A 21271-nucleotide genomic window follows, 5' to 3' on the forward strand; every position below is an offset into this window, starting at 1 on the left:
GCGATCTTTGTGGGTGATGCGGGTTACAGGTTGCAGAACCAGCGGATCTTGACCGGGACCATCCAGCGGTCGCCGTCCTCTCGGCCGTCTGCGATTTCAGGCGTGCGCTCGATCTGCACGGTCACATCGCCTTTCGTGAAGCCCGCGCCGCGGCGGAACAGCTCCCTGATCATTTCAGCGCGCGCGCCGGCGGCAGCAGTCCCCTGCCCTGGCGGATACATCAGGCTGACCTGAAAGATGCCGCGCTCTTGGCGCGAGCCGTCGCCCAAGGAATGATTGTCCGGTTCCGCCGGCAGCAAATAGGCCGCTTGATACGGGCGGCCAGTAACTGGCGTGTAAGGCACGTTTTGCCATGCTGTGTCGATTTCTGGCGCGAGGCTGACCAAGGCCACCTCCAGCGCCGAGCGTATTGTTGGTTGGCTCATAATTTATAGCTCGAATAGCCTTGCGCGAACTCGCTTGCAGTGGTGCCGTCGCGCACTCCGTTCACCGCGTTGTCCACAATGGTGCGGAATTCCACGACAGTCAGCATCACGACGCCGACGGGCGCCTGGCGCGACCATCCCTCCTCGATACGCTTCGCGTATGGAAGATTGTTAACTATGTAGATCACGTCGCCCGCCTTTGCCGCGCTGATCGTGCTACCGTGCGCGGCTATTGTGGCGCTGCCATCTTTGTCGATCAGGTCGCGCACGCCGGCGGCCGGCGAGCCGATGGAAAGCTGCCAATTGGCGCGGAAGCGGCCACCGGAATAACCAGGCGGCGGCTTGTGCTTCCAGAACTTGGCGTCACCGACCGGCGAGCGATGCATCACCTTGTTGTCGACCTTCATGGTGATGGCGCGTGTGACCAGGTCCACATTGCCTTTTGTCTTGGCGATGAATTCGGCGATCTGCATGGAAAAGGACATACCTGTCATCAAAGCCCCCTGAGTTGCAGCGTGTGCAGCACGGCCACGTCGACCGGAGCTGTGGTTTCGACGGCCTTCACCGTGTAGCTGGCGCCGCCAAACAGCACTAGGTCGGCGGCGGTAGGCCTCGGCATCGGCGCACCGTTGCGCTGCAGCGGCGACAGCAGCAGTTGCTGGTCACCCGCTTGGATCAGCGTGCCGTCGATGTTCTCGCCTTCGTAGTTGATTTTAACGCCCGTGCCTTCGTAGTCCGTGGTGATGATCGGCGCCGTACCCAGGTCCGGGTCATATTCGCCGGTCACTACCTGGCGCAGCACCACGATGCCGCCCTTGCGGCGCAGGGACTGGTCGGCGCGCGCGGCCGTCTTGGTGTACTCGGTCATGTCGTTCCAATCCAGTTCGCGGCTCTCATTCGCATGCCTGCCTTGCCGGCCAGGACGAATGCACGGTGATTACCGTAATCGTGACAGACCGGGCGACCTTCAAACAGCCCCCAGTTTTCGACCTTGGTATCGGCGAAGATGGCCGGAATTTTTTCCGGCAGCTGATCAAGTGTGATAGGCGTCGTCTTTGCCTGTATCAGCCAAAGCCCGCGTGGGCTGAGCCAGTACACCGGCGCTATCCAGCTGGCCAGCGACGTAGCGGCCAGCTCATTCGACAGCTGCCATTCATTGATGTTGCTGAAATTGCTACCGCTGTCATGCTTCACGACGCGGGTCTTGTCCAGGGCGCATTCAAACACGGTGCGGAAAGTGCCCTCGCCCAGCTTGCGGCCGCAAATCAGGTTGATCAGATCGTTTGTGTCGTCTGCATCCATCATGCTCGCACCACCTTAATCGAATTGCCACCGCCGGCCGAGCCGAAGTAAGGCGCCAGGAGCGCGTCCACCGCCACGAAGCGCTCGCGCGCATCCGTGGTGTTCTGGAAGTACTCCGTTTCCAGCGGCCCGGTCTTGTCTTTCTTGATCGCGTTCGAACCGGTGTCGAGGTCCGGCAGAAGATCCTCGCCGCTGCCAGCGCGCACGGCTAGGTCGATGCAGGCATTGACCACGTCCGCCGGCACGCCGGTGCTCGGCACGGTGAAGCCGTCGACTACCACGTTGTAGCGCGGCCAGTCCAGCGCCTGTTTCTGATAGACGCGGCGGCCGGCCCAGCGCGTGCGGTAAGTGGCCATGAACAGAGTCGACTTGCGCAAGGCGATCTCTTTATCAGCCTCGGCCAGCGCCGCCCAGGCGGTCCTGCCCAAGCTGGCGCAACGCGCGTCTGCCGCGGCGATGCTGGCGTAGGATTCGGCATCAGGCAGGCCGGCGCCGGTTTCAGTGATGAGCATGGATACCCTTATTAATAACAGCCACTTGCTGCACAGAGGTCTTCAGAAGCAGGCTTTTTCTTATGCCGCCAGCAACACTGCGCCATCAATCTGGGCTTGATCTGCCATCGCCACACCATTCTGATGCAAGGTGTCTGCATACAAGCCAAGCGGGTTTGCAAGCTCATACGAGCCGAAACGTGATGCATGATCAATAAGCGGCAGGCCCTTTGCCAGCGCAACGCTAGTGATTGCATCCCAGTACGGCTGGACCAGAGGCGGCGCCGCTCTTGGCCAGGAAGCCAGGCTCGCTGGTAGGAATGTGCTGAGAATGCAATTGCTCCCGCCTGTCTGCACGTTATCCACAATGGTGGTAAGGCGCTGCGAGTACGTGGCCAGGACCATCGCACTGTTCGCATCGTTGACGCCGATATCGAGAATGACGACGTCGGGTGTCATCACGCCAAGCTTGAATGGCTGGGTGCCCTCCCATGGATAGGTGTTGTAGATCAGGTTGGCCACTCCGCCACCCGAGTTTCCGAGAGTCCAAACCGAAATCTTTGGCATCGTCGAGTCATAGCAATCGCAGCCATAAACGAACACGCCAGAGCCCAGCGCCACGGGCGTGAACGTGATGGTATTCGCACCGCGCGGAAACGTCACGGTCTCCTTCTTGATGCTCTGCGCCACGTTGGCATCTATGGTCTTAATAACATTGCCGCCCACGCTGATCGTGAATGAGCCGAAGCCAGGGCGCGTCAAGTAATAGACATCCGCCGTGTCAGTTGGGTTGTCAGGAGTAAACGTCATTGCATTCAACGTTGTCAGGTTCGAGAACGCGATGCCAAAACCCGTCCACTGCACGACGTTGAAAGCGCCACTGTTGGTCCAGCCCGCCCCCATGGTGATGCGTGGATCGTATTGGGGCGCAGTCGCGCCCACCGAATTGATATTGCCATCGCAGAAGAAACTGTCTGTATGAGCTGGCAGGCCTTGCGCATTCAAAAATGCGGCAAGCTGCGCAGCCCTATTCTTTGCCCGGGCCCCGACAAAATTGGCGGTACCTGCCGCGCCGAATCCAGTAGTACGAGAATCGCCCATCAGGGCGACGACGCCACGGCCGGCCTTTGACAGCACGCGCGCTTTAGCGGCGCACCATTTTCGCATTCGAGCGGGATTGAAATTCAATACTCCGGCCGGGCCCGTTGCTGGCAGCAGCGTGCCAGCACTGTCAGCAAGTCCAGCCACATTTTTTACAACGCGCGGCGCGCCCAGCACGGCGTTACCTAAGCTCACATCAACACTCCCTGAGGAACAAGTCACCAGGAAGCGCTGCTGGTCCGCGTACGGCCCGATGGGCGCAAGCGCGCCAACGCCAATCGTCCACGATTGCAGCGAATTCGTGCCACCCAGCACTGGATCAAGGAGATACGCCACGCCAGCCGTTCCGGCGCCGCCGACGACGTTCAAGACTTGGCCCACGGGCAAGATGATGGTTTGCGGCGTGCCGCCGGCGGTGATGGTTGGCATATTGGCTTTCGGGAGTGCGGTTTATGTGGCGCCCCGGCGTGCGGGGCGGTGATGGCCAGGGATTACGCCTTGGCGGCTTTGGCTGGCTTTTCGGCCGTGGCGGTGGCCGTGGCCGATGCAACTTGCGACTGTGCAACGGCGGCATCCTTGGCGAGCTGGAGGCTTACCGCTTCGTCGCGCAAGCGATGCGCTTCGAGCTCGTTGGCCCGGGCCTGCTCGGCCACGCGGTCCTTCTCGGTGGCCAGTTCGCGCTCGCGTTCCAGCAGCTGATCGCGCGCCGCCAGCAGTTCGGCGATGGTTGGCGTACGCTCGGTTGGCGCGCCCAGGTCGTTGTCGTCGCCGTACAGCTCGTGCACGTCTGGGTTGAAGTCGGATTTGTTGATCACGACGAACGGGCCCTGCGTGCGCGGGTCCGTCGATACGATTTTGATGGTGTCCATGATGTATTCCAGGTGAGGCCCGGCAGCACAGCAGTGCTAGCCGGGCCGGGTTGATGGTTAGCCGTGCAGGATGCCGATGAATTCATCCTTGACCGAGCCGCAGCCCCATGCCAGCGCCACTTCGTACTGCATCTGGCGGTACTGGGCGTACATGCTGATCTCGAAGGTGAGATTGGTCAGCGGGTCGGTGACCAGCATGCGATCAACGGCCGAGTCACCCTGCTTCGGCAGCGCCGGTGCGCGCGTAGCCAGTTGGATGGCCGAACGGGCGAAGAACATGTTGCGGAAGCCGGAAGCGGCTACGGTGATAGCGGTGGCCGCAGCCGGAATGGCCTTCAGCAGACCTGGCGCTGCGAGGGTGATCGTGCCGCCGTTCGAGACATCGCCATCGCCGCTCGACACGACGTACTGGTTGGTATCGCCAGCGAAGATGATGGTATCGCCAGCCAGTGAAGTGCCAGTACCAGCTGCTGCCAGGGTGATGACAGTGGCGCCAACAGCATAGCCAGTGGCATTGGTAGTTGCGGCAGCGGCGGTGCCTTTGGAATGCAGTTTGATGCCCGAGCTGTTGCGCAGTGCAAAGCCCTGCAGGCGGTCAGTCATGCCGTTACGCAACATATCTTCTCGGCCGGCCTCGTTCACCTTGAACAGGCCAGATTGTTTGCCGCGCAGGTTGACCATCGCGGCCGAGCCCAGCACCAGCTGGAAGTCCAGGCCTTGGGCACCGTTCTCTTCCAGGATGCGCAGCGCGCCAGCGGTGTCGGTCAGGTCGCCAGCAGTGGCGAACGGTGCGACGTTGGCAGTGCCGCACGCGCGGGACGCTTTGACATACAGCGCTGCCAGATCGCTCTCGACTTCGTTCACCAAGGTACGCATGGCCTGAGAAATCTGATCACGCAGGATCACGTTATAGCTAGCGCCGTTGTTATCCAGGGCAAGTTGCTCTTCGCCATTCCAGCGGATCGGCACGCGGCGCGCCTTGGTGATTACCACGCCTTTTTTTCCCATGTTCTGGTCGCCGTCATTCGGCGGAGTCACGGCTGGGGCGATATCGGTAGCAGTCGCGGCAGGCGCGACTGGCGACGTAACCTCTTGGCCGACCGCCGCCCGGGTAAAGTTCATATCTGCGGAAACTGCCGGGATGAAGCCGACCAGCTCGCGTGCAACCTGGTCCGAAGCACTGTAGATGGTGGTGACCAGGCCGTTCAGCGAGTTGGCGCCGAGGATCAGGCCGGTGCGCGCAGCATAGTTGGAGATATAGCGATATGCCAGTTCGACCAGCAGGCGACCGGTGAAATCAGCTTTTGCCAGCACGGCCACCAGCATCTCGACGGCCTTATGGGCAATCGCTGTGGCCGCCGACGCGGTCAGAGACATAGTCATAGCGCACAGGGCCATGACCGACAGCAGGGTTTTCTTCATGGTAAAGCCTTTAAAAGTTGGTGATTTGGAATTTTTTAAAACAGACAGGCCATCCAGCCCAAAGCACCAACCCCCATCCAGGCGTTGGCTATGCGTTGCAATACTGCGGAAATAGAAAAGGTTTGCTCAATGTCGGCAGTGATTAATCTGTAACGGCACCGCCGCCCTTGGCGAATTCCGCCTTGGCGGCCGGCGTCGCTGCATCAAAAGCGGCGCGCGTCATGGATTTGCCTGCGCCAGCGCCTGCACCACCGCCCGTCGCACCACCACCTGATGCGCCGGAACCCTTGAGGATCTGATCCTTGAACGGGCAGGCTTGTACCAACTGCGCCAGGCCTTCATCGAAGTCGGCGATTTCGCCCGGGCGGGTCGGCGAGAAGATCTTGTTGCCGGCGGCGTCATACGGAACGGTCTTGCCGTCCTCGACTTTGAAGTTGTTGCCGAAATACGCCTTGGCCATTTCGGGTGGGATGGCCAGACGCAGCGGGTGCTTGTCGTCAGTGAACAGCTTCGAGCTGGAAAAGCCGCCGCCGATCATGTGGGTATTCAGTTCGCTGGTGCGCTTTTCCAGTTGCGCTGTCAGTTCCTGCAGCTGTGTGGCGCTTGCCTTGGCCTGCGCCGCAACCTGCTCTTGCGCGGTCTTGGCAGCCGCGTCTTGGATTTCTTTGACTTGAGCCGCCGTCTTCAATTCGCCGGAGCTCAGGCTCTTCACCGTGTTCAGTGCAGCCAAGGCGGCCACGCCGTCTTCGATGCCGTCGAACGACTTCAGGCGCTGCTCGGCAACCTCCTTCGCCTCGCGATGGGTCTTGGCCTCACCGTTCAGGCGGGTGATCGTTCCCAGCGTGGTATCCGCATCGAATGGCGCTTCGGTACCGTTGGGGTGAATGAAGATCGGCAGTTTCTTCTCGCCGTCGATCGCAATGGTTCCGTCTGCGTTGTATTTGAATGGCATGGTCGTTCTTTCCGGGCATCCGCCCTATCAGTGGCCTTCCGGCCGTGCGCCGCGTTGCGTCCGCTTGCGGCAATAAAAAACCGTCTCAAGGGCGGTCGGTGAATTCGTTTGTGCTACATGCGCTCCAGACGCTCGGCTCTCGATACATCATCGGGATGGCTCGACAGTTTGCGCAGCGCGCTGGCCAAGTGGGCGCCGTGCCCGCGCGCAACAGCATAGTCGTCGGCTTCGAGTTCCTGTCGGCGCCGGCGCTGCGGTCCGGGAGTCAAAAGCAGGCATCGCAGCACCAGGTTGGTCCAGGTATGCAGGTGATGGCCGTGACCATGCTCGTGTGCCACGACAGCGGCGATCTCAGCCGGCGCCAGCAGCGTCGGCAATGAGGTCGGCAGCCGCGCCCGGAATCCGTCGAAGTGCACCTGCTGAACCGGCAGGATGGTCACCGCGAGAGTCACCATCAGCAGGTTGAGGGCGATCCACGCGCCCCATACGGCAGCCGCGACTTGCAGTGCAATTTCCATGCGTCCTCGCTTGCGGCATAAAAAAAGCCGCCTGGTTGCACGGGCGGCCTTCATTGGTAATAAGAAAACGCCTGAGCGGTCTAAATCATCGAAACATCGGGCGATATCGCCGCATCATTTCTGGATCGGTGACCATGTTCTGGTCATACTGCTCTTGCGCCGAAAACGTAAGGGCTGTATTCGGGTGCCATGCCCCGGCGCAAGACCCACTCGTCGCCGAAGGGAGTTGACCGAGTTGCTGTTGAGCGAAAGATCCCCACATCACACAAATATTGATCATTCCACCTGACTCCATTACGTCCCCTTGTCTTGAGTCACGACCTGCGATCTTTATTTATATTTGGCCTGCAATTCTTCAAGTGTCAACTTGCGCCCCTTGAGGTTCATCAGGTCGTTCAGCGTGATCTTGCCCGCCTCGTACATCTCGGCGCGGCCTGGACCCAAGTATTCCGCCCGCCAGGCCTTATCCTTGCTGGCCAGGAAGTCCTTGAAGTTCATCTTGCTGCTGACCGCCCCGCCGTCGCTCGGGCGTGTGCTCTCGCCGGGCTCGTCCAACTCGATGCCCAGGTCCGCAAAGGACTTGGTGCGCGTGCTGAGCACGCAGCGGCAGCTGAAATGAATGGCACCAGGACCGCCCGCCCACTCGTGGGTATGATTGATCGGCTCTTGGTCGTGCAGCGAATACTCGTGCAGGTCGCGCATGGCGCACAGCAGGCAGGTGTGCGAATCGAGCGTCTGCAGCCAGACTAGACACTCGATCAGATCCGCATTCTGCTTAAACGAGGCCAGCCGCGCGGCGTTGGCCACGGCCTGCACCGAGCTGTGCACCAGTGCGCGCGCGTTTGCGGCTGAAGTTTTCAAGATGCCCTGCTCGCCCGGCGCAACAGTATCCGGCGCGGCACTGGGCGGCTTGGCGGCCGGATCAGCTGGCGGCACACCCGGCTTCGTTACCGGCCCGGCGGGCGGCGGCTTCGAATCGGGCATTGGAGGCGTGGCAGGCAATGCCGGCTTGTTGGCCAGCGAATCGGCCGCCTTCGCGCTCTTGCCCAGCACGCGCGACACGATCTGTGACGTCGTTTCGCCCTGCGCTGCGCCGAGCCGCACCTGGCTGGTGAATCGAAACTGCGTATCGAGCGCCTGGCGCTTCCACCAGTCCGCCGACGAGGCGCCCTTGATCAGGGTATCGCCGACCAGCTTTTCGAGGTAAGTGGCAGGCGGCAGCTTGGCGCCCAGCTCAATCTTGAGGCCCTGCGTCAGCACCTTAGCCGTGTAATCGGCCTCGATGCGCACCATGCCGGTCAGATTGCGGGTCATTTCGGCCTGCATGCCGGTGTAGTGCGACGAGATCACCGCGTTCGACTCGCGCAGCAGCGCGCCCAAGCGCTGCTTGCCGTAGGTCGATATCTCGCCCTCGTTCAATTTTGCCGCGAGTTCCTTTGACATGGCGCCCATCAGCAGCAGGATCTTATCCTGCGTGCCGGCCGAGAAACGCAGTAGGTTCAGGGAGTGCACGAGGAACATCTCAGCAAGCCACTCTTCGAGCGCGCCCATCTATGCCGCCACCAGATCAGGCGGGGATGACTGGATACGCTCCTGCTCGTCCTCCCACTTCAGGTCTGGCGACACGATGCCGCGGCGCTGTAGTTCGTTGAAGTAGGTTTCGCCGGAGATTTTCCCACTCGCGGCACTCTTGAACAGCAACTCGGCACTGGTCTCGGCCAGCGACGCGGCACCGAAGTCCTTGAAAATGGTGATGTGGCCGCCTTCGGCCTCCCCCACCCATTCAGCCATCAGCTGCAGCGCCTGGTCGCCGGCGTCTTCGACGTTGCCCGCAATCTTCTGCAGCGCGCAAGCGCCCTGCTCGTTGTCTGCCAGCGTCTGCGATTCGGTCACGTTGCCCGGCTTGATCACCAGCAGTTCCGCACCAGCCTGGCGCATGCGGTCTTCCAGATCGAGAATGGACAGACGTCCGGCCTCGATGGCCTTGCCGCCGTGCTCCACGAATTTCAGGTCGCCTTCGGGAGATTCTGACTTGACCGCACTGCCGGCGCCGACGGTGATACCGCCCTCGCCCAGCATCTTGGCAAACAGGATCGGCACGCGCGCGACGTGCAGGATGTTCTGCTGGTCGCTCTTGCTCTGCCAGTGCTCGACGTTGCTATGCGCCAGCTCGAGCAGCGGCGGCGTGGCCTGCATGTAGCCCAGGCGCTTGCCGTAGACGGGCACGAACGCGATGCGCTTCAGTGTGGTGACGCCTTCCTCATGCAGGAACCATTCTTTCTTCCCATTGGACTCACGCTGGCGCCAGGTCTGCCAGGTACCGCGCCCCAAGACGCGCACCTGCTCGATTTCCTTGGTGTCGAAGTCGCCATCCGGCTCGGATACGCTTTCCAGCAACCGCAGCTGGGTCAAGCCTTCCAGGCTGGTGGCATTCTTCGGCAGCCAGCCCAGGATGTTTTGCACGTGCACCTGAATGAAGTACGGACGCACGCCAGCGGCCTCTTCGTCAGCCTTCGTGACCAGGTTGCCAGCCTTTGGGAAGTCAACCAAGATGCCCGAGAAACCGTAGCCCATGGCCTCCTGGGTGATTTCCGACAGAAAGCTGTGCAGATCACGGCCGGACAGGTCGACGTTCTGCAACCAAGGCTGGAGCCGTTCTGGCACGTCCTCGCCCAGTGTCACCGGCTTGCTGAACGGCTTGGCCGACAGCACATCAATAGTACGAGCATAGGCCGGGAACAACGTGGCCACGGCCAGGCGAAGATCGTAGCTCTCGCTGTCCTCGCCCGGCCACTGCGGCAAATACTTCTTGCCAGCCGCCCGCATGGCCTTGGTGCCACCCAGCAGCGCGGCAACCAGGGCGCAATCCTCGTTCAGCTTCGCGGCTTCTGCTGATTGTTTGCGTACGGCGTCGGTCATGGAAATCCTTGTTGTTACATGCGCAGCGGCGCTGTGGTCGTCGTGCTCTTCACGATCGGGTAGCGCTTCACAAGGAAGTAGCCATTCGCATCGTTCGGGTGGTCATGGCCGGATTTCTTGTCCGGTTGGCCGTCGGCGCCCCATACCTGCTGCTCCAGCGCCTCGGTGGTGGTCGGGCACTGGTCGGTGTTGATCTTCCAGCGGCGCTCGCCCTGGGCGTTCAGGATCATCCCGTTATAGGCGTTGACCCGGTCCTTGACCGCTGGATTTGAGTGGTTCACTTCGAGCAGGAAGCCCGCCTGGCGCAAAATGGACAGGTCGGACTCGCTGGCGTTCTTGCTGCTGGTGTTCTGGCCGGAGGCATCCGGGAAAATCTTCACCTGGTGGCCCTTGTCCTTGAAGTCCTCCGCCAGGATCCTGGCCATGGCCGGCGTATCGCGCACTTTCACACGCTCGGCCAGTGTCATCGGCTGGCCCTCGCGGACCACGTTGATGCACGCCGTCATGTTCAGCACGTTGAAGTCGAGGCCTACCTGCAGCGGCTCGCCAGGCAGGATGATCTGCGTCGTGCGGTTCTTGAAGCGGTCGAAGTCCGGATAGACCGAGCCGCTGGTCAGGTTGGTGAACTTGCCGCGTAGGTAGGCATCGATCAGCGCCGGCGGGTAGCTGGCCAGCAGCGACGGGATGTAGTCGGCTGGTAGGTTGAGCTCGTTGTCGAACGTGCTGGCCTGGATCAGTCCATACAGCGTCGCCAACTCGGGCTTGTCACGCACCGCCTTCACGAACTGCTGGTAGACGAACTTGAAGCCCTCCGGCGTGGTGGTCACGTCGATGCCGTTGAGCAGGCCTGGCACGTTGTAGCGCATCCGCGCGATGATCTTGCGCCAGGCCGTCTGCGCCTTGAGCATCGGCATCACGTCCAGCTCATCGATCAGCGCGTGGCCGATCTTGAAGCCAACGATGGTTTCTGGCTTCTCCATCGAGCGGCAGATGACGGTGCCGCGATACAGCCGCCCCTCGTACACCTCGACTTCGTGATCTCCCTGCTTCACCTTGATGCGCAGGCCCATCGCATACGCGACCTCTTCCATCGTGGGATAGAAAATGTCGCGGATCTGCGGATAGGTCGGCGCGAAGTAGCCCTGGCTGATGCCTGGCCACTGCCAGAAATGCATGCAGATGCCGACGCAGCCCACAAAGGTCTTACCGGACCCGAAGCCCGCGACATACGCCTTGTACTTGTGCGGCAGGTTCAGGAATTCCGCTTGCGGAATATTAAGGTCAAGTTGGGTCATCGTTCTTTCGCGCCCCATCCTTGACGCCGATGATGATTTGCACGGGTGTTGGCAGCTGGTCGTTCGGTTCGGCCTTGCCCTTGTTCACGTAAATGTCCCCTACTTCCTTCGCGGCCTGCTCATACAGGCTTGCCACCAGCGGCAAGTTGCGCATGCTCTCGGCCTTCTGTGCCAGCCGGGCCAGGCCGCGCAGGCGAAATGCCTTGCTGGCGATCGGGATTTCCTCGGCAGTGGCGCGGAACTTGGCGCGCGTCTCTTCGAAGATCGTGCGCCATTTCAGGCTCAGGTTGCGGCCCACGTACGTGTTCGGGTCGTAGCAGGACACCTGCTGGCGGCTCACATCGAGGCCAAATTCCTCTTTTACTGCTATCGAAACCTGCGTCGGCGAGTCGAAACAGGCCAGCGCGGTGACGACGTACAGCTTCACCTCGTCCTTGAGTGCGGCCATGTTTTAGTTTCCTGTAAAGCAACGTAAAGGCTACGCAGCCTTTAGCAGACACGTTCCGCACGCCCTCGCAATGTTGATTTTCGCCACTTCTGGCGGGGTCTTTGCTGCGTCGATGATGCGCTGCACGTCCTCGCTGGCACCGTAGCGTCGTACCACGCCGATGAACTCTTCGACGTCATGCGCGCGCATGCACAGCTTCGGCAGGCCGTACTTGTTGAAGGCCGGCGCGCCGAAGTCATCCAGCTCTTGGGCGATGTGATAAAGCTCGTGCTCGAGCAGCGCGCAGAAGTCGGCGTCGCTGCAGGTCAGGCAATACGATGCGTCCAAGGTGATGAGGAAGTCCGGTACCGCGCCGAACCAGTCGGTCATCTGCTGTTGCTGGCGGCCTTTCTGCCACGGCCCACAGCGAAACGTGACCTCTTCGCACTGACCCAGCACGGTGCGGCCAGCCTTCACGAAGCCCATCGGCGCCCACAGGAACTGCACGTCGGCATATTCCAGGTGGGCGTGGTCTTCGTTGTAGAGCTCGCCGCCTTCGGTGAGGATGGTTGCGCGCGCCCACTTGAGCACCTCGGGCGCGGGCAAGTAGCGGCCGCTCAGCGGGTCGGCAAAGGACTCCGGAGGGAATGGACGAGCGCCAGGTGTGGCGAATTGCTTTTTCTTCATCGCTTGCTGCTCCTAACCCACACTATAGGCGAGACGCAGGCCTATCCCGCAATGCCCTTGCCGAGCAGTTGCGCACTTTAACGGGTAGGCGCGCGGCACCCACTGTCCAAACCTCAAAGGAGAAACCACATGAAACGAATTTACCTCAACTTCCGCCGCATTCTGGCCGTCGCCACTGACCTTGCTAAGTTCGCCTACTATCTGCGTCCGTTCTTCGAATGGATTTGGAATGTAGCGTGGCGAAGTATCCTAAATTAGCTCGCGCCGTCGACGTCGAGCATCACGGGCGGCATCGTTGCGCCCACCACCCACAGCCGAACGGCGCCGCCAGCATTCAACGCCGCCAGTTCAGCAGCATCTGGCCGCCAGTACGACACCACGGCAGGCAGATCTCCCACGTGCGTGCGCGTGATCGGCAGCGCGTTGCATGGCAGCTCGGCCTGATCCCAGCCTGCAGGCGCGCAGAGCACGCCGTTGTTTGATGAGTGCTGGGTTTTCTGCATTTCGGCTTTCGTTGTGTCACCGCCCGCCCCCAGCAGGCGCCGCGGTGCATCGCGGCTGGATTCCTCTGGATCTTTGCTACGTCGGTGAGCTGCGCCCGTTTCTTCAAGCTCTGCCACTGGAGCGCGCTGGCAGTCGCAAGTGTCAGGTGGTCAAGGTGTGCAACGCCGGCTTGGCCATCGCCCATAACCAGGGCCAGGCCAGCAACACGAGTGCGACGATGGCGCCGCCGATTACCGCACCCGCCAGAGTGATGGTGATGATCATCCGGCGGAAGTCGATATCGAACATACGGCACCTTAAATAGAAAAGCCACCAGCGCAGCGATGCGACCGGCGGCGAAACCCGGCATGCCGGGCAAGGGAAACTGGAGCGGGTGAAGGGAATCGAACCCTCGTGGAAAGCTTGGAAGGCTTCCGCTCTGCCATTGAGCTACACCCGCGTTTTGGAAAACCCACCAGAGGAATCGTATTTGCATTTCCCTCATGATTGAACAAACAACCAATGAGGCCTCTATGACCAAATACGATTTTTTCTGGCTCTACATACAGCGCACAGCTCAACTTTGCGCGATTGCGAAGATGGTAGCTGAGATATCACGTTGGATTGTTGGTGCTGGGTGACAGCGTCCCAGCGTCGGTTTGGCGCGCAGCCTCGCGGCGGCGCCCGACTGATTGATCTATTTGGTTGCTGGATCGCTACTTCACGGCGCACCTCCTTTTCAGGCCTGCGACGGCATACTCGCGCGCGCATCCGGCCAGTTCAGTTTCGTTCGTCATCCTCGGCCTGCGTCTGGTGCTCCACAGCAATCAATGTCCAGCCCAGCTCGCGGCGCACCTCTTCCCGCGTGGGTAGCCGATCTGGCGCCGGTGCGCGGCTCTCCAGGTAGTCGCGTGCCAGGTAGTGTGGCGGATGGGTGGTTTCGGACAAAGCAACCTCGAAAGCTGTCATTCACGTCGCTATGCTGGTTGTTGCGGCTGTCGAGTTTTTTTACACTCGTACCTCGTAAAACAGCAAGCTCAGGCGATTTTCATTTAAATTCAGCGACTTAGTAAAATGGCACGCTTCCTGCTCTGTTTGGCTCCGGGCATTTGCCCGACCTAACTTATTCCACAGGAAAACCATGAACCGAAAATTTTATTGGGCGACACTGGCGCTCTGGCTCGCCAGCGCCGCTGTGCAAGCGGACAATTTCAAAAATGGTGGCTTCGAAAACGGCAACGCGACCGGCTGGACCACCGGTGAAGGGTACCGCGGCAACACGCTCAACGCCTCCCTCAATCCCGGCAAGCTTCTACCTGGAGGCAGCCTTTACAGTGGCCCCGCTACGCGCTCGGACATCATCGCGGCCGGCACGGTTGACCCGATCATTGGCTCCGATCTGGGCTCGACCGTGTACGCTGGAAAATATTCGTACCGAGTCGAGGATAGGAACAGTGGCGGCTACGCTTCGGTGATCAGCCAATCGGTCAGCAACTACACCGAATCCAATATTTTCTTTACATGGAAGGCCGTGCTTGAAAACGGCGGCCACGCCGATAACGAATCAGCAGCGCTATTCATCTCGCTGCGCGATGACACCACGGGCACTGAATTGGTCAGCCGTTTTTACAATGCCGGTAATGGCGGTGGCGGCGTTGACACACGATTTGAAACGTTTGGCAATTATTACTACACGCCTCTATGGCAAGTCGAACGCCTCACAATCGATTCCAGCCTGTCCGGCCACGACTTCACGCTCTCGGTAGCAGCAGCAGACTGCTATTTCAGCGGCCATACCGGCTATGCGTACGTGGACGGTTTTGGCGGCGTCAATCCGATTCCAGAGCCAGAAACGTACGCCATGATGCTGGCCGGCCTCGGCCTATTGGGCTTCATGACGCGCCGGCGCAACAAGCAGGCCTAGAAATGGGAAAGCCACCCATGAGGTGGCTTATTTGTTTGCTCCCACGACTATAGCGCGTGGTGAGCGGCAAATTCAAGGCGTGCAGGTACGGCGCTGGGTCCGGGTACTGTCGCGAGTTCCAGCTATCGGTGGCGCGATGCGCACATTACGATTTCCGGAAGAATTTTCTTGAACTGAGGATTGAAGTATACCGCAGAAATACTGTTTGTAAACACAGGCTTAAAGAAAACTTGCGCTACATGTCTCCGCCGCGTAACAGACCGCCCGCCCGGCCAGAATGACTGTCGTGAATGGAGCTCAGCTCGCTGACCATATCCTTGACGCGCTCCAGCTCCAGGCCGGCCACGCCGTACACTGCCGCGACGCCGGTTCCTTTGCACGACGTGCACAGTCCATTCCCCAGCAGCACCTTGACACCAGTGCCGCTGCAGCCTTTGCACGTGCCGTCGAGCCAGTGCGCCAGCGACTTCTCGGCTACGCGCCGGTAAAGCGCTTGCGCCGCTGCCGCATCCCAGGCTGTATTTTCTGGCACCCAGCGGCGGAACCGGCCGCGCTTGATCACTTCGGCGGTCCAGATGCGCAGCAGCTGGGCCAGGTTCTGCTGGCTGCCCTCGAACATGCGGTTGAGCGTACCGTCGGCGTACTTCACGCGACAAAGCAGCGCGCCAATGTCGCCGGCAAGCGCTGCAGCGGCCAGCGGGTCCGTCTGGTGGTGCTGCGCGTCGTCCATGAGGTTGCTCGAACCTATCGATGCGATGTAGCGGTCTGTAAAACCCATAATTGCCTTTCGTTGTATTGGCAGATGTTAACACCCATGACGGCCTTGCAGCAGCACATGGTATTAGTCGAATTACATATTTTAAGCTGCGGTCACAATAAAAATAATACCAACTATCAATACCGCCACCTGCGAAATGTTGTACGATAGAAACTAACAAAAAAATCTTTCCAAGAAATACTAGAATGCACATCAAAATAGCACTTACAAGAGAGCTAAAATCTGACCCATTGTGTTAAATCATAAAATATTAATGGGCCATCATAATAACTTTTTCCATATAAAACTTAAATCATAAAGAAATACGATATGACAAATTTTACAGCTTGGGTAAATAACATACTGAGTCTTCTCGCTCCTGGTTGGGTTGGATCTTTGATAGGAATTGTAGGCCTAGCGGCAGCAATAGCAACGTTTTTCCTCACACGACAAAGAACTGCACTTACATTCCACTGTTCAGGAAAAAGACTATTGGGATTAGCCGGGTCTAATTTACCCACGGGAATAAAAGTTGATTACAATGGTCGAAATATACCAAGGCTGACGCGATCGATTATTACACTTTGGAATTCAGGAGAAAAAACAATTGATGGAGATCATATAGCATCATCCGATCCACTCAAGATTGTAACAGACAACAAAGGAACAATTTTATCAGCTACGATTTTACAAGTTTCACGGACTGCGAACGATTTAAAGTGTTCGCTATCCACCACAAAATCAAACGAAGTAGAATTAGTATTTTCCTTTTTAGACACTGACGACGGCGCAGTAATTGAATTACTGCACACTAGTGAGGACATCAATACGAGAATAATCGGCACAATTAAAGGAATCCCTAAAGGAATTAACGGAAAACGTCAGACTGATTATCCAAACAACATAAAGGCGATTTCCTCCATAATCAATCCCATACCATTTTTATGGATTGTCCTAATAATTGGACTCGCAGCAATTTTACTTTCTTTATTTTTCCCGGATGAAATTAAAAATTTCATGGCTTCAAGTCCGCAGCCAGAATTACTTTCGGTATATATAACAGGGGGTCTTTATGTATGTATGTCTGCTACGTTGCTTTATTTTAGGCGTCAAAAATATCCAAAATCACTTCGAATAGACACTGATACTTCGGACGTCTAATCCGATTTAGAACCACAATCAAAATTCCTCTACTTTCCCGCCGCCGCCCGCCTTCTTCGGCAGCACTTGGACGGCAACGAAGCGCAGCGGATACATGTCGGCCGCGATCTTGATCTTCGCGCGTGCATCCTCTTGCCAATGCCCTTTCACTTCGTGCGCCTCCAGCGCGCCGTCGGCCAGCTGCACGGCGAAGTCGGGCGTATAAAACGTGTTGTCGGCCAGGCGGAATTTCAGGCCTTCGAACTTGTACCAGGCCACCTCGCCGGCGGCCTTGCGCAGCTCCAGCGTCTGCGCATACGCGGCTTCGGTCTTGTTCATGGCGCCGACCTTGAGGCGTCCCAGTGCCTGCAAGCCACGGGCCATCATTGCGCTTTCTCTAGGCGATGAGTGACCGCCTTGACGATTGCTGCGCGCGCAGCTGCGTCCCTGTCCGGATAGAACCGGTACCACTCCAGGAAGCCGCTGGCATCGACGCCGACCGACATCGGCATCAGCCGGATCTCAAACTGCACAAGCAGCGGCGCGGCCGCCGCCCAGCCGCCCATCCAGTCCGGCACCATGGCCTGGCCGCGACTTGCGGCGGCGCCAGCCGGCGGCGTGCCGACCAGAGCGCCGCCCACCTCGACGATGTTGGACCAGCCCAGCAGCTCGGCCAGGCGTTTGTTTGCTGCGATTTTGTTTTCTTGATTTTTCATTTAAAGCCTTTTAAGCCGTTTTTTCTGATGGGTACGTCACTTCGTAGCGGCCATGGCCCTTGCGCAGTGCGGCGGTGCCTCAGGCAAATCCTGAGCGGCATTCGCAGCCTGGACGCTCGGGCGCTTCCCCCTGTGCGACTCCCAATCGAAGACCACCAGCCTGCCGCCGCCCTCGCGCAGTCGGTCAAACGCCCGCGCACCCAGGAACTGCTCCAGGCCGGCAGCGTCCAGATTGCTGATGACGATGGTCGGGCGCGCCGCCTCATAGCGGCCGTTGATGATCTCGAAGAGGATCAGCTTTTCCGTGTCGCTACCGTGCTGCACGCCCACCTCGTCGAGGATCAGCAGATCAGGATCGACCAGGTCGCGGATGGCCTGCGCCTCGGTGCGCCCGGCGCCCTTGGCGTAGGTTTCCTTGACGGAGCGCACCGCGCGCATCACCGACGTGAAGACCGCCTGGCGCCCTTGCGCCATGATGTGGTGGGCAATGCCCACGGCCAAGTGCGTCTTGCCGGTACCGACATCCCCGGCGAAGATCAGGCATGCGCCAATGGCCCGGGCGTCTTCGAAGTTCTCGGCGTACCGGGTGGCTACGGCCAGCGCGCGCTCGGCGCCTGAGCAGTCCGGCCGGTACGATTCGAGGCGGCGATCAGCAAAACGCTCGGGAATAGCAGCACGGCCGAGCTTTGCGCTCCATTCGCGCGCCTTAAGTTCCTGGCGCCAGGCGGCGCGCTGCTCGGCCTCGCGCACCTGGTCTTCGACGTTCATGCAGTCCGGGCAGCCGGACCAGGCGCCGCGAATCAGCATTGCCGTGTACTCGCCGTGCATTGGGCAGCGCTCGATCTTCGCGCTGACGAAGCGCTTCTTGCCTTCAAAAGGTGCCATCTGCCCCAACGCCCTTGTGGTAATCCTGCTTGCCAAAGTTTCCATGCTGTGCCGTCTTTCCGCCCAAAGGCGTTCGTTTCATCGTCAGTTGATCCCACTTCTCGCGCAACTTTGCCGGCGAGAGGATGTTCGAGCACCAGAACGCATCTCCCTGGGCCCATTGGAAAAGCTCGCAGATTTCCGCGTGGGTGCGCTTGTCCCGCTCTCGTAGCAGCCGCACGTCGTCAGCCCAGGTGTCGAAGTTCGGCTGCCTGGCGGAGTCGTTGTTCGCCAGCACCCGGCCGAACAGCCAACGTGCGCACTTCTCGTCGTCAGCGCTGTGCTTGCGTTTTTCCCTGGCTTCCTTGATATCGACCACAGGCACCGTTGGAATCGCCGAGTCGGGGATTTTCTCCGACAAGGTTTTATATATTGGTGTTTGGTGATTGGGTATTGGTGTTTGGGTAGCCGTTGCAGGCGTTGCAGGTGCCGTTACAGGTGGCGTTTCAGGTTCCGGGATTTTCGGGGCCTGCAACGCACTCGCCATCGCCCGGAGTTCCTTGATTCCGATATTCCAAGCAGCGTGCTGCCCAGCAGCCGTAAGCTGGGCAAACAGGGCTGCACGCTCGTCTCTATGTCGCCTCATGCGTGTTTCCTCGTTCGCCTTCTTCGCCTCGCGCTCTGGCTCGCCGGCCTGGAATGCGAAGATAATTTCGTCACACGTTTTGTGGTGCCAGCCATCGGCAGCGAGAGAAAAAAACTCTTTGAGAACGACGTCAACCGCCTTTTTTTCTTCACGGCTGCGTGCGCGAACGACACGTTTTATTTCCTCGATGTCCGGATCGAGTGGCATTTCCTTGTCGAGGTAGCGCCGAATCATGCGGCAATAGATCCCGTCCTCGCAGGCGGAAAGGTGCGAGGTATTCTTGTCATAGTCGCCAATATGGTGCTCGAAGTAGTTCAAGGCCGAGCCTCCTGCGCACGCGCCGCGCCGAACAGCGCAGCCACCAGCGGGAAGCCCAAGGTGCCGGGCATGCCGCCAAGCACGAATTTACGGAAGATAATTCGCGTCATTTGTGTTCCATTTTTTGTTTTTGGTCACTGGGCGCTACATCAAGCAGGCCCATCGACCGTAAAATTTCATGTGTAGTGCCGACGGCCGCGCGAAAGGCAGCCTCCAGGCCGGCCAGCGGCAGATCAACCGGGCGCCGGCGCCGGCCGTCGAGCACGTCGTGGCACGCGCTGCAACCAAACGCAGCGACCGTGTCCGGTGCCTTCAGGCCCATGCCCTTCCCGTCCGCCAAGAAGTTTGAATGGCAGAGCACGGTGGTGTCAGGGTCGAAGTTGCAGACGGCCAGGCGCAGGGTGCAGTCCTGTCCGCGCGCGGCGCGCCGGATCGGCGTCGAGACAGGGCCTTTCGACTTCAAGCCGGCCTTGCGCTTCGGCGCCGTGCGCTGGTGCGACTGTACGGAGAGCATGCCGGTGCTGGGCATGGGCGAGATACGCTTGAATGGCGTGCGCGCCAGGGGCTTGCCTGGCTTCATGGGTGAACGGCGCATCATGTTATGATGCCTTTTCGCTAACCAAGGGATCGACATGACAATCACCGCCGCAAGCCCAGCACAAACTAATTTGAACAACGAAGCAGCCGGCCTTGCGCTTCAACAACTCCAGCTCGCGCATGAGGTGCTTGTTAAATTCAGGAGCAACGCAGGCCCCCATGGAAAGGATGAAGTGATTGCGGTTGCGCAAATTATTGCGACCAATTACGCCGGGCGCGTGGGGATAAAGGCAAATGCCTAATTTCCCGAGGACAGGGCAAAGCAAGTTGTTCATAGTTCGCCCTCCGAGAGCAGCTGCGGCTGCACGGCGCCGTTGGCATAAACCGTATCCATGATGGTCGTGGTGACCGGTGAGGCGCGCTTGCCGGGCCATTTGTCGCTGGTTATATTCTTCATCATTCGCAAAGTCCGTAAGCAGAGCTGCACGCCGTTGGCTCGTCCAACGCTGTGAGCAGTGAAAATTGTTTGCCGCCGCGGCTCGTCTTCGACCACTCAACCACTGCTTCGATAGTCGATGCCTGGCCAGCATGCGCCTTGGTGCCCATGTGGAAAAACGATACGGGCGAGCGCGGTCGGCAAACTTCCGAAACCAGAGCCTCCCATTCCGCGATTCGAGCGATGTGCTGAGGGAACCGGCGTGACACCTCGTGCAGCTCCCCTTTGCTGCAGTTGATGCAAGGCATGCAGCCGACGCGCGACATCCCTTGCTTGTAGAGCGGATTTGGCTCGATGCCGGCCAGCCGATGTGCCTCGAACACGTCACCGACGTTCCAGCGCAAGATTGGCCGGTAAGTGAACAGGCCACCGCCAACCACTTCGAAGTGCTTGACGCACGCACCAGTGCCTTGCAGACGCTCGCGGCGCGACTGGCTTTCGTCGATCCGCACGCCCTGCCAGGACCAGATCGCATCGCATTCACGATCGATCAAATCCATTGCGAACTCCGTCAACGGCTTGGTCTTGAGGTATTCCGTGCAAAACTGCCGTTTGCGCGATGGGAAGCCACCCCGCACCATGCAAAGGTCCAGGTATGGGTTTCCAGATGGGTGCAGCAGCTCAAGCGCACGCTGTGCGGCCTCGGCCGTCCAGTGATACATGAACTTGCGCTTCCCATACACGGCAGACTCCGGTTCGCCGGCCGCGATGCGCGCCAGGTTGGCGCGCTTAGTGGCGAATTCATCAGCGAAATCAGCACGCACCACGTCGACCTTGATGCCAAGGGCCGCTGGCAAGTAGTCCAGTGCATATTCCAGCGTGCTCTCATGCTCGTTGCCCGTATCGGCCATGACGAAGCGGCACGCGGCCATACCGTGCTGTTCCAGCGCGAGAATAGCGGTAGCTGTGCTGTCCTTACCGCCTGAAAGTGAAATCAAGTGGATCAGGCTCATGATAATATTGCCTTTTGACAATACATCGC

At 59.5% G+C, this 21271-nt stretch carries 29 protein-coding genes and 1 tRNA gene; 3 read left to right on the plus strand and 27 right to left on the minus strand.

What is annotated here, in order from left to right:
- Nucleotides 1–23 precede the first annotated feature (23 nt).
- The 19 genes from AC4BCN_RS17465 to AC4BCN_RS17555 form a co-directional block, all read right to left on the minus strand.
- Entirely contained in the window at nucleotides 24–425 is a 402-nt protein-coding gene (locus AC4BCN_RS17465) for a DUF4128 domain-containing protein (protein WP_139089428.1), read from the minus strand.
- Nucleotides 422–898, minus strand: coding sequence for an HK97 gp10 family phage protein (locus AC4BCN_RS17470; protein ID WP_139089429.1), 477 nt, complete (start codon nucleotides 896–898; stop codon nucleotides 422–424). The genes AC4BCN_RS17465 and AC4BCN_RS17470 overlap by 4 nt, the downstream gene beginning before the upstream one ends.
- Before the next feature lie 20 nt (nucleotides 899–918).
- On the minus strand, nucleotides 919–1293 hold the full coding sequence (locus tag AC4BCN_RS17475) for a hypothetical protein (protein ID WP_490491378.1): 375 nt from the start codon (nucleotides 1291–1293) through the stop codon (nucleotides 919–921).
- Nucleotides 1290–1730 carry a hypothetical protein gene (locus AC4BCN_RS17480; RefSeq protein WP_338678918.1) on the minus strand — a complete coding sequence of 147 codons (441 nt, stop codon included), beginning with the start codon at nucleotides 1728–1730 and terminating at the stop codon, nucleotides 1290–1292. Before AC4BCN_RS17480 ends, AC4BCN_RS17475 begins: the two co-directional genes overlap by 4 nt.
- Complete coding sequence (locus AC4BCN_RS17485; protein WP_338678919.1) at nucleotides 1727–2239, minus strand: DnaT-like ssDNA-binding protein; 513 nt, start codon at nucleotides 2237–2239, stop codon at nucleotides 1727–1729. Before AC4BCN_RS17485 ends, AC4BCN_RS17480 begins: the two co-directional genes overlap by 4 nt.
- Before the next feature lie 60 nt (nucleotides 2240–2299).
- Nucleotides 2300–3748, minus strand: a complete 1449-nt coding sequence (locus tag AC4BCN_RS17490; RefSeq protein ID WP_338678920.1) for an SGNH/GDSL hydrolase family protein — start codon at nucleotides 3746–3748, stop codon at nucleotides 2300–2302.
- 62 nt (nucleotides 3749–3810) lie between these two features.
- On the minus strand, nucleotides 3811–4188 hold the full coding sequence (locus AC4BCN_RS17495; RefSeq protein ID WP_338678921.1) for a hypothetical protein: 378 nt from the start codon (nucleotides 4186–4188) through the stop codon (nucleotides 3811–3813).
- 57 nt (nucleotides 4189–4245) lie between these two features.
- Nucleotides 4246–5610: a major capsid protein gene (locus AC4BCN_RS17500; RefSeq protein WP_338678922.1), complete on the minus strand. Its 1365-nt coding sequence runs from the start codon at nucleotides 5608–5610 to the stop codon at nucleotides 4246–4248.
- A gap of 142 nt (nucleotides 5611–5752) precedes the next feature.
- Nucleotides 5753–6562, minus strand: a complete 810-nt coding sequence (locus AC4BCN_RS17505; protein WP_338678923.1) for a DUF6651 domain-containing protein — start codon at nucleotides 6560–6562, stop codon at nucleotides 5753–5755.
- Nucleotides 6563–6675: 113 nt separating this feature from the next.
- On the minus strand, nucleotides 6676–7080 hold the full coding sequence (locus AC4BCN_RS17510) for a hypothetical protein (protein ID WP_338678924.1): 405 nt from the start codon (nucleotides 7078–7080) through the stop codon (nucleotides 6676–6678).
- Nucleotides 7081–7410: 330 nt separating this feature from the next.
- Complete coding sequence (locus AC4BCN_RS17515; RefSeq protein ID WP_490491379.1) at nucleotides 7411–8631, minus strand: structural protein; 1221 nt, start codon at nucleotides 8629–8631, stop codon at nucleotides 7411–7413.
- A complete protein-coding gene (locus AC4BCN_RS17520) occupies nucleotides 8632–9999 on the minus strand; it encodes a DUF4055 domain-containing protein (protein ID WP_490491380.1) in 1368 nt (455 codons plus the stop codon). It abuts the gene before it with no gap.
- 14 nt (nucleotides 10000–10013) lie between these two features.
- Nucleotides 10014–11294 (minus strand): terminase large subunit domain-containing protein, encoded by a 1281-nt coding sequence (locus tag AC4BCN_RS17525; protein WP_139089441.1) that lies wholly within the window; start codon nucleotides 11292–11294, stop codon nucleotides 10014–10016.
- Entirely contained in the window at nucleotides 11281–11742 is a 462-nt protein-coding gene (locus AC4BCN_RS17530) for a DUF2280 domain-containing protein (RefSeq protein WP_139089442.1), read from the minus strand. Before AC4BCN_RS17530 ends, AC4BCN_RS17525 begins: the two co-directional genes overlap by 14 nt.
- 30 nt (nucleotides 11743–11772) lie before the next feature.
- A complete protein-coding gene (locus AC4BCN_RS17535; protein ID WP_490491381.1) occupies nucleotides 11773–12408 on the minus strand; it encodes a putative metallopeptidase in 636 nt (211 codons plus the stop codon).
- A gap of 254 nt (nucleotides 12409–12662) precedes the next feature.
- On the minus strand, nucleotides 12663–12911 hold the full coding sequence (locus AC4BCN_RS17540) for a hypothetical protein (RefSeq protein WP_338678929.1): 249 nt from the start codon (nucleotides 12909–12911) through the stop codon (nucleotides 12663–12665).
- A gap of 142 nt (nucleotides 12912–13053) precedes the next feature.
- Nucleotides 13054–13200 (minus strand): hypothetical protein, encoded by a 147-nt coding sequence (locus AC4BCN_RS17545; RefSeq protein ID WP_338678930.1) that lies wholly within the window; start codon nucleotides 13198–13200, stop codon nucleotides 13054–13056.
- A 77-nt stretch (nucleotides 13201–13277) separates the two neighbouring features.
- A tRNA-Gly gene (locus AC4BCN_RS17550) sits at nucleotides 13278–13351 on the minus strand.
- Nucleotides 13352–13671: 320 nt separating this feature from the next.
- A complete protein-coding gene (locus AC4BCN_RS17555) occupies nucleotides 13672–13860 on the minus strand; it encodes a hypothetical protein (protein WP_338678931.1) in 189 nt (62 codons plus the stop codon).
- Nucleotides 13861–14032: 172 nt separating this feature from the next.
- Between AC4BCN_RS17555 and AC4BCN_RS17560 the strand changes: the two genes are divergently transcribed.
- On the plus strand, nucleotides 14033–14815 hold the full coding sequence (locus AC4BCN_RS17560) for a PEP-CTERM sorting domain-containing protein (protein ID WP_338678932.1): 783 nt from the start codon (nucleotides 14033–14035) through the stop codon (nucleotides 14813–14815).
- A gap of 235 nt (nucleotides 14816–15050) precedes the next feature.
- Here the strand turns inward: AC4BCN_RS17560 and AC4BCN_RS17565 are convergent, their stop codons facing one another.
- Complete coding sequence (locus tag AC4BCN_RS17565; RefSeq protein WP_338678933.1) at nucleotides 15051–15545, minus strand: hypothetical protein; 495 nt, start codon at nucleotides 15543–15545, stop codon at nucleotides 15051–15053.
- 357 nt (nucleotides 15546–15902) lie between these two features.
- On the opposite strand from AC4BCN_RS17565, the gene AC4BCN_RS17570 reads away from it, so the two are divergent.
- Nucleotides 15903–16733: a hypothetical protein gene (locus AC4BCN_RS17570; RefSeq protein ID WP_338678934.1), complete on the plus strand. Its 831-nt coding sequence runs from the start codon at nucleotides 15903–15905 to the stop codon at nucleotides 16731–16733.
- Nucleotides 16734–16751: 18 nt separating this feature from the next.
- Here AC4BCN_RS17570 and AC4BCN_RS17575 read toward each other — a convergent pair whose 3' ends face one another.
- The 5 genes from AC4BCN_RS17575 to AC4BCN_RS17595 all read right to left on the minus strand — a co-directional run bounded on the left by AC4BCN_RS17575 (nucleotide 16752) and on the right by AC4BCN_RS17595 (nucleotide 19890).
- Nucleotides 16752–17099 carry a DUF1064 domain-containing protein gene (locus AC4BCN_RS17575; protein WP_338678935.1) on the minus strand — a complete coding sequence of 116 codons (348 nt, stop codon included), beginning with the start codon at nucleotides 17097–17099 and terminating at the stop codon, nucleotides 16752–16754.
- The gene (locus tag AC4BCN_RS17580) at nucleotides 17096–17428 is read right to left on the minus strand and encodes a hypothetical protein (RefSeq protein WP_338678936.1); all 333 of its coding nucleotides are present in this window, start codon (nucleotides 17426–17428) and stop codon (nucleotides 17096–17098) included. The genes AC4BCN_RS17575 and AC4BCN_RS17580 overlap by 4 nt, the downstream gene beginning before the upstream one ends.
- Before the next feature lie 36 nt (nucleotides 17429–17464).
- Nucleotides 17465–18313, minus strand: coding sequence for an ATP-binding protein (locus AC4BCN_RS17585; protein WP_338678937.1), 849 nt, complete (start codon nucleotides 18311–18313; stop codon nucleotides 17465–17467).
- Entirely contained in the window at nucleotides 18300–19256 is a 957-nt protein-coding gene (locus AC4BCN_RS17590) for a YdaU family protein (RefSeq protein WP_338678938.1), read from the minus strand. The genes AC4BCN_RS17585 and AC4BCN_RS17590 overlap by 14 nt, the downstream gene beginning before the upstream one ends.
- 106 nt (nucleotides 19257–19362) lie before the next feature.
- Nucleotides 19363–19890, minus strand: coding sequence for a nuclease domain-containing protein (locus tag AC4BCN_RS17595; protein ID WP_490491382.1), 528 nt, complete (start codon nucleotides 19888–19890; stop codon nucleotides 19363–19365).
- Here AC4BCN_RS17595 and AC4BCN_RS17600 point away from each other — a divergent pair.
- On the plus strand, nucleotides 19889–20095 hold the full coding sequence (locus AC4BCN_RS17600; protein WP_338678940.1) for a hypothetical protein: 207 nt from the start codon (nucleotides 19889–19891) through the stop codon (nucleotides 20093–20095). The two genes, AC4BCN_RS17595 and AC4BCN_RS17600, sit on opposite strands and share 2 nt — an antisense overlap.
- Before the next feature lie 29 nt (nucleotides 20096–20124).
- On the opposite strand, the gene AC4BCN_RS17605 is transcribed toward AC4BCN_RS17600, so the two are convergent.
- Together AC4BCN_RS17605 and AC4BCN_RS17610 are read right to left on the minus strand one after the other, a co-directional pair.
- Nucleotides 20125–20253 (minus strand): hypothetical protein, encoded by a 129-nt coding sequence (locus AC4BCN_RS17605; RefSeq protein WP_338678941.1) that lies wholly within the window; start codon nucleotides 20251–20253, stop codon nucleotides 20125–20127.
- Nucleotides 20250–21242: a phosphoadenosine phosphosulfate reductase domain-containing protein gene (locus AC4BCN_RS17610; protein ID WP_338678942.1), complete on the minus strand. Its 993-nt coding sequence runs from the start codon at nucleotides 21240–21242 to the stop codon at nucleotides 20250–20252. The genes AC4BCN_RS17605 and AC4BCN_RS17610 overlap by 4 nt, the downstream gene beginning before the upstream one ends.
- Nucleotides 21243–21271: the final 29 nt, after the last annotated feature.

This window comes from Janthinobacterium sp. Bl 1, assembly GCF_058215535.1.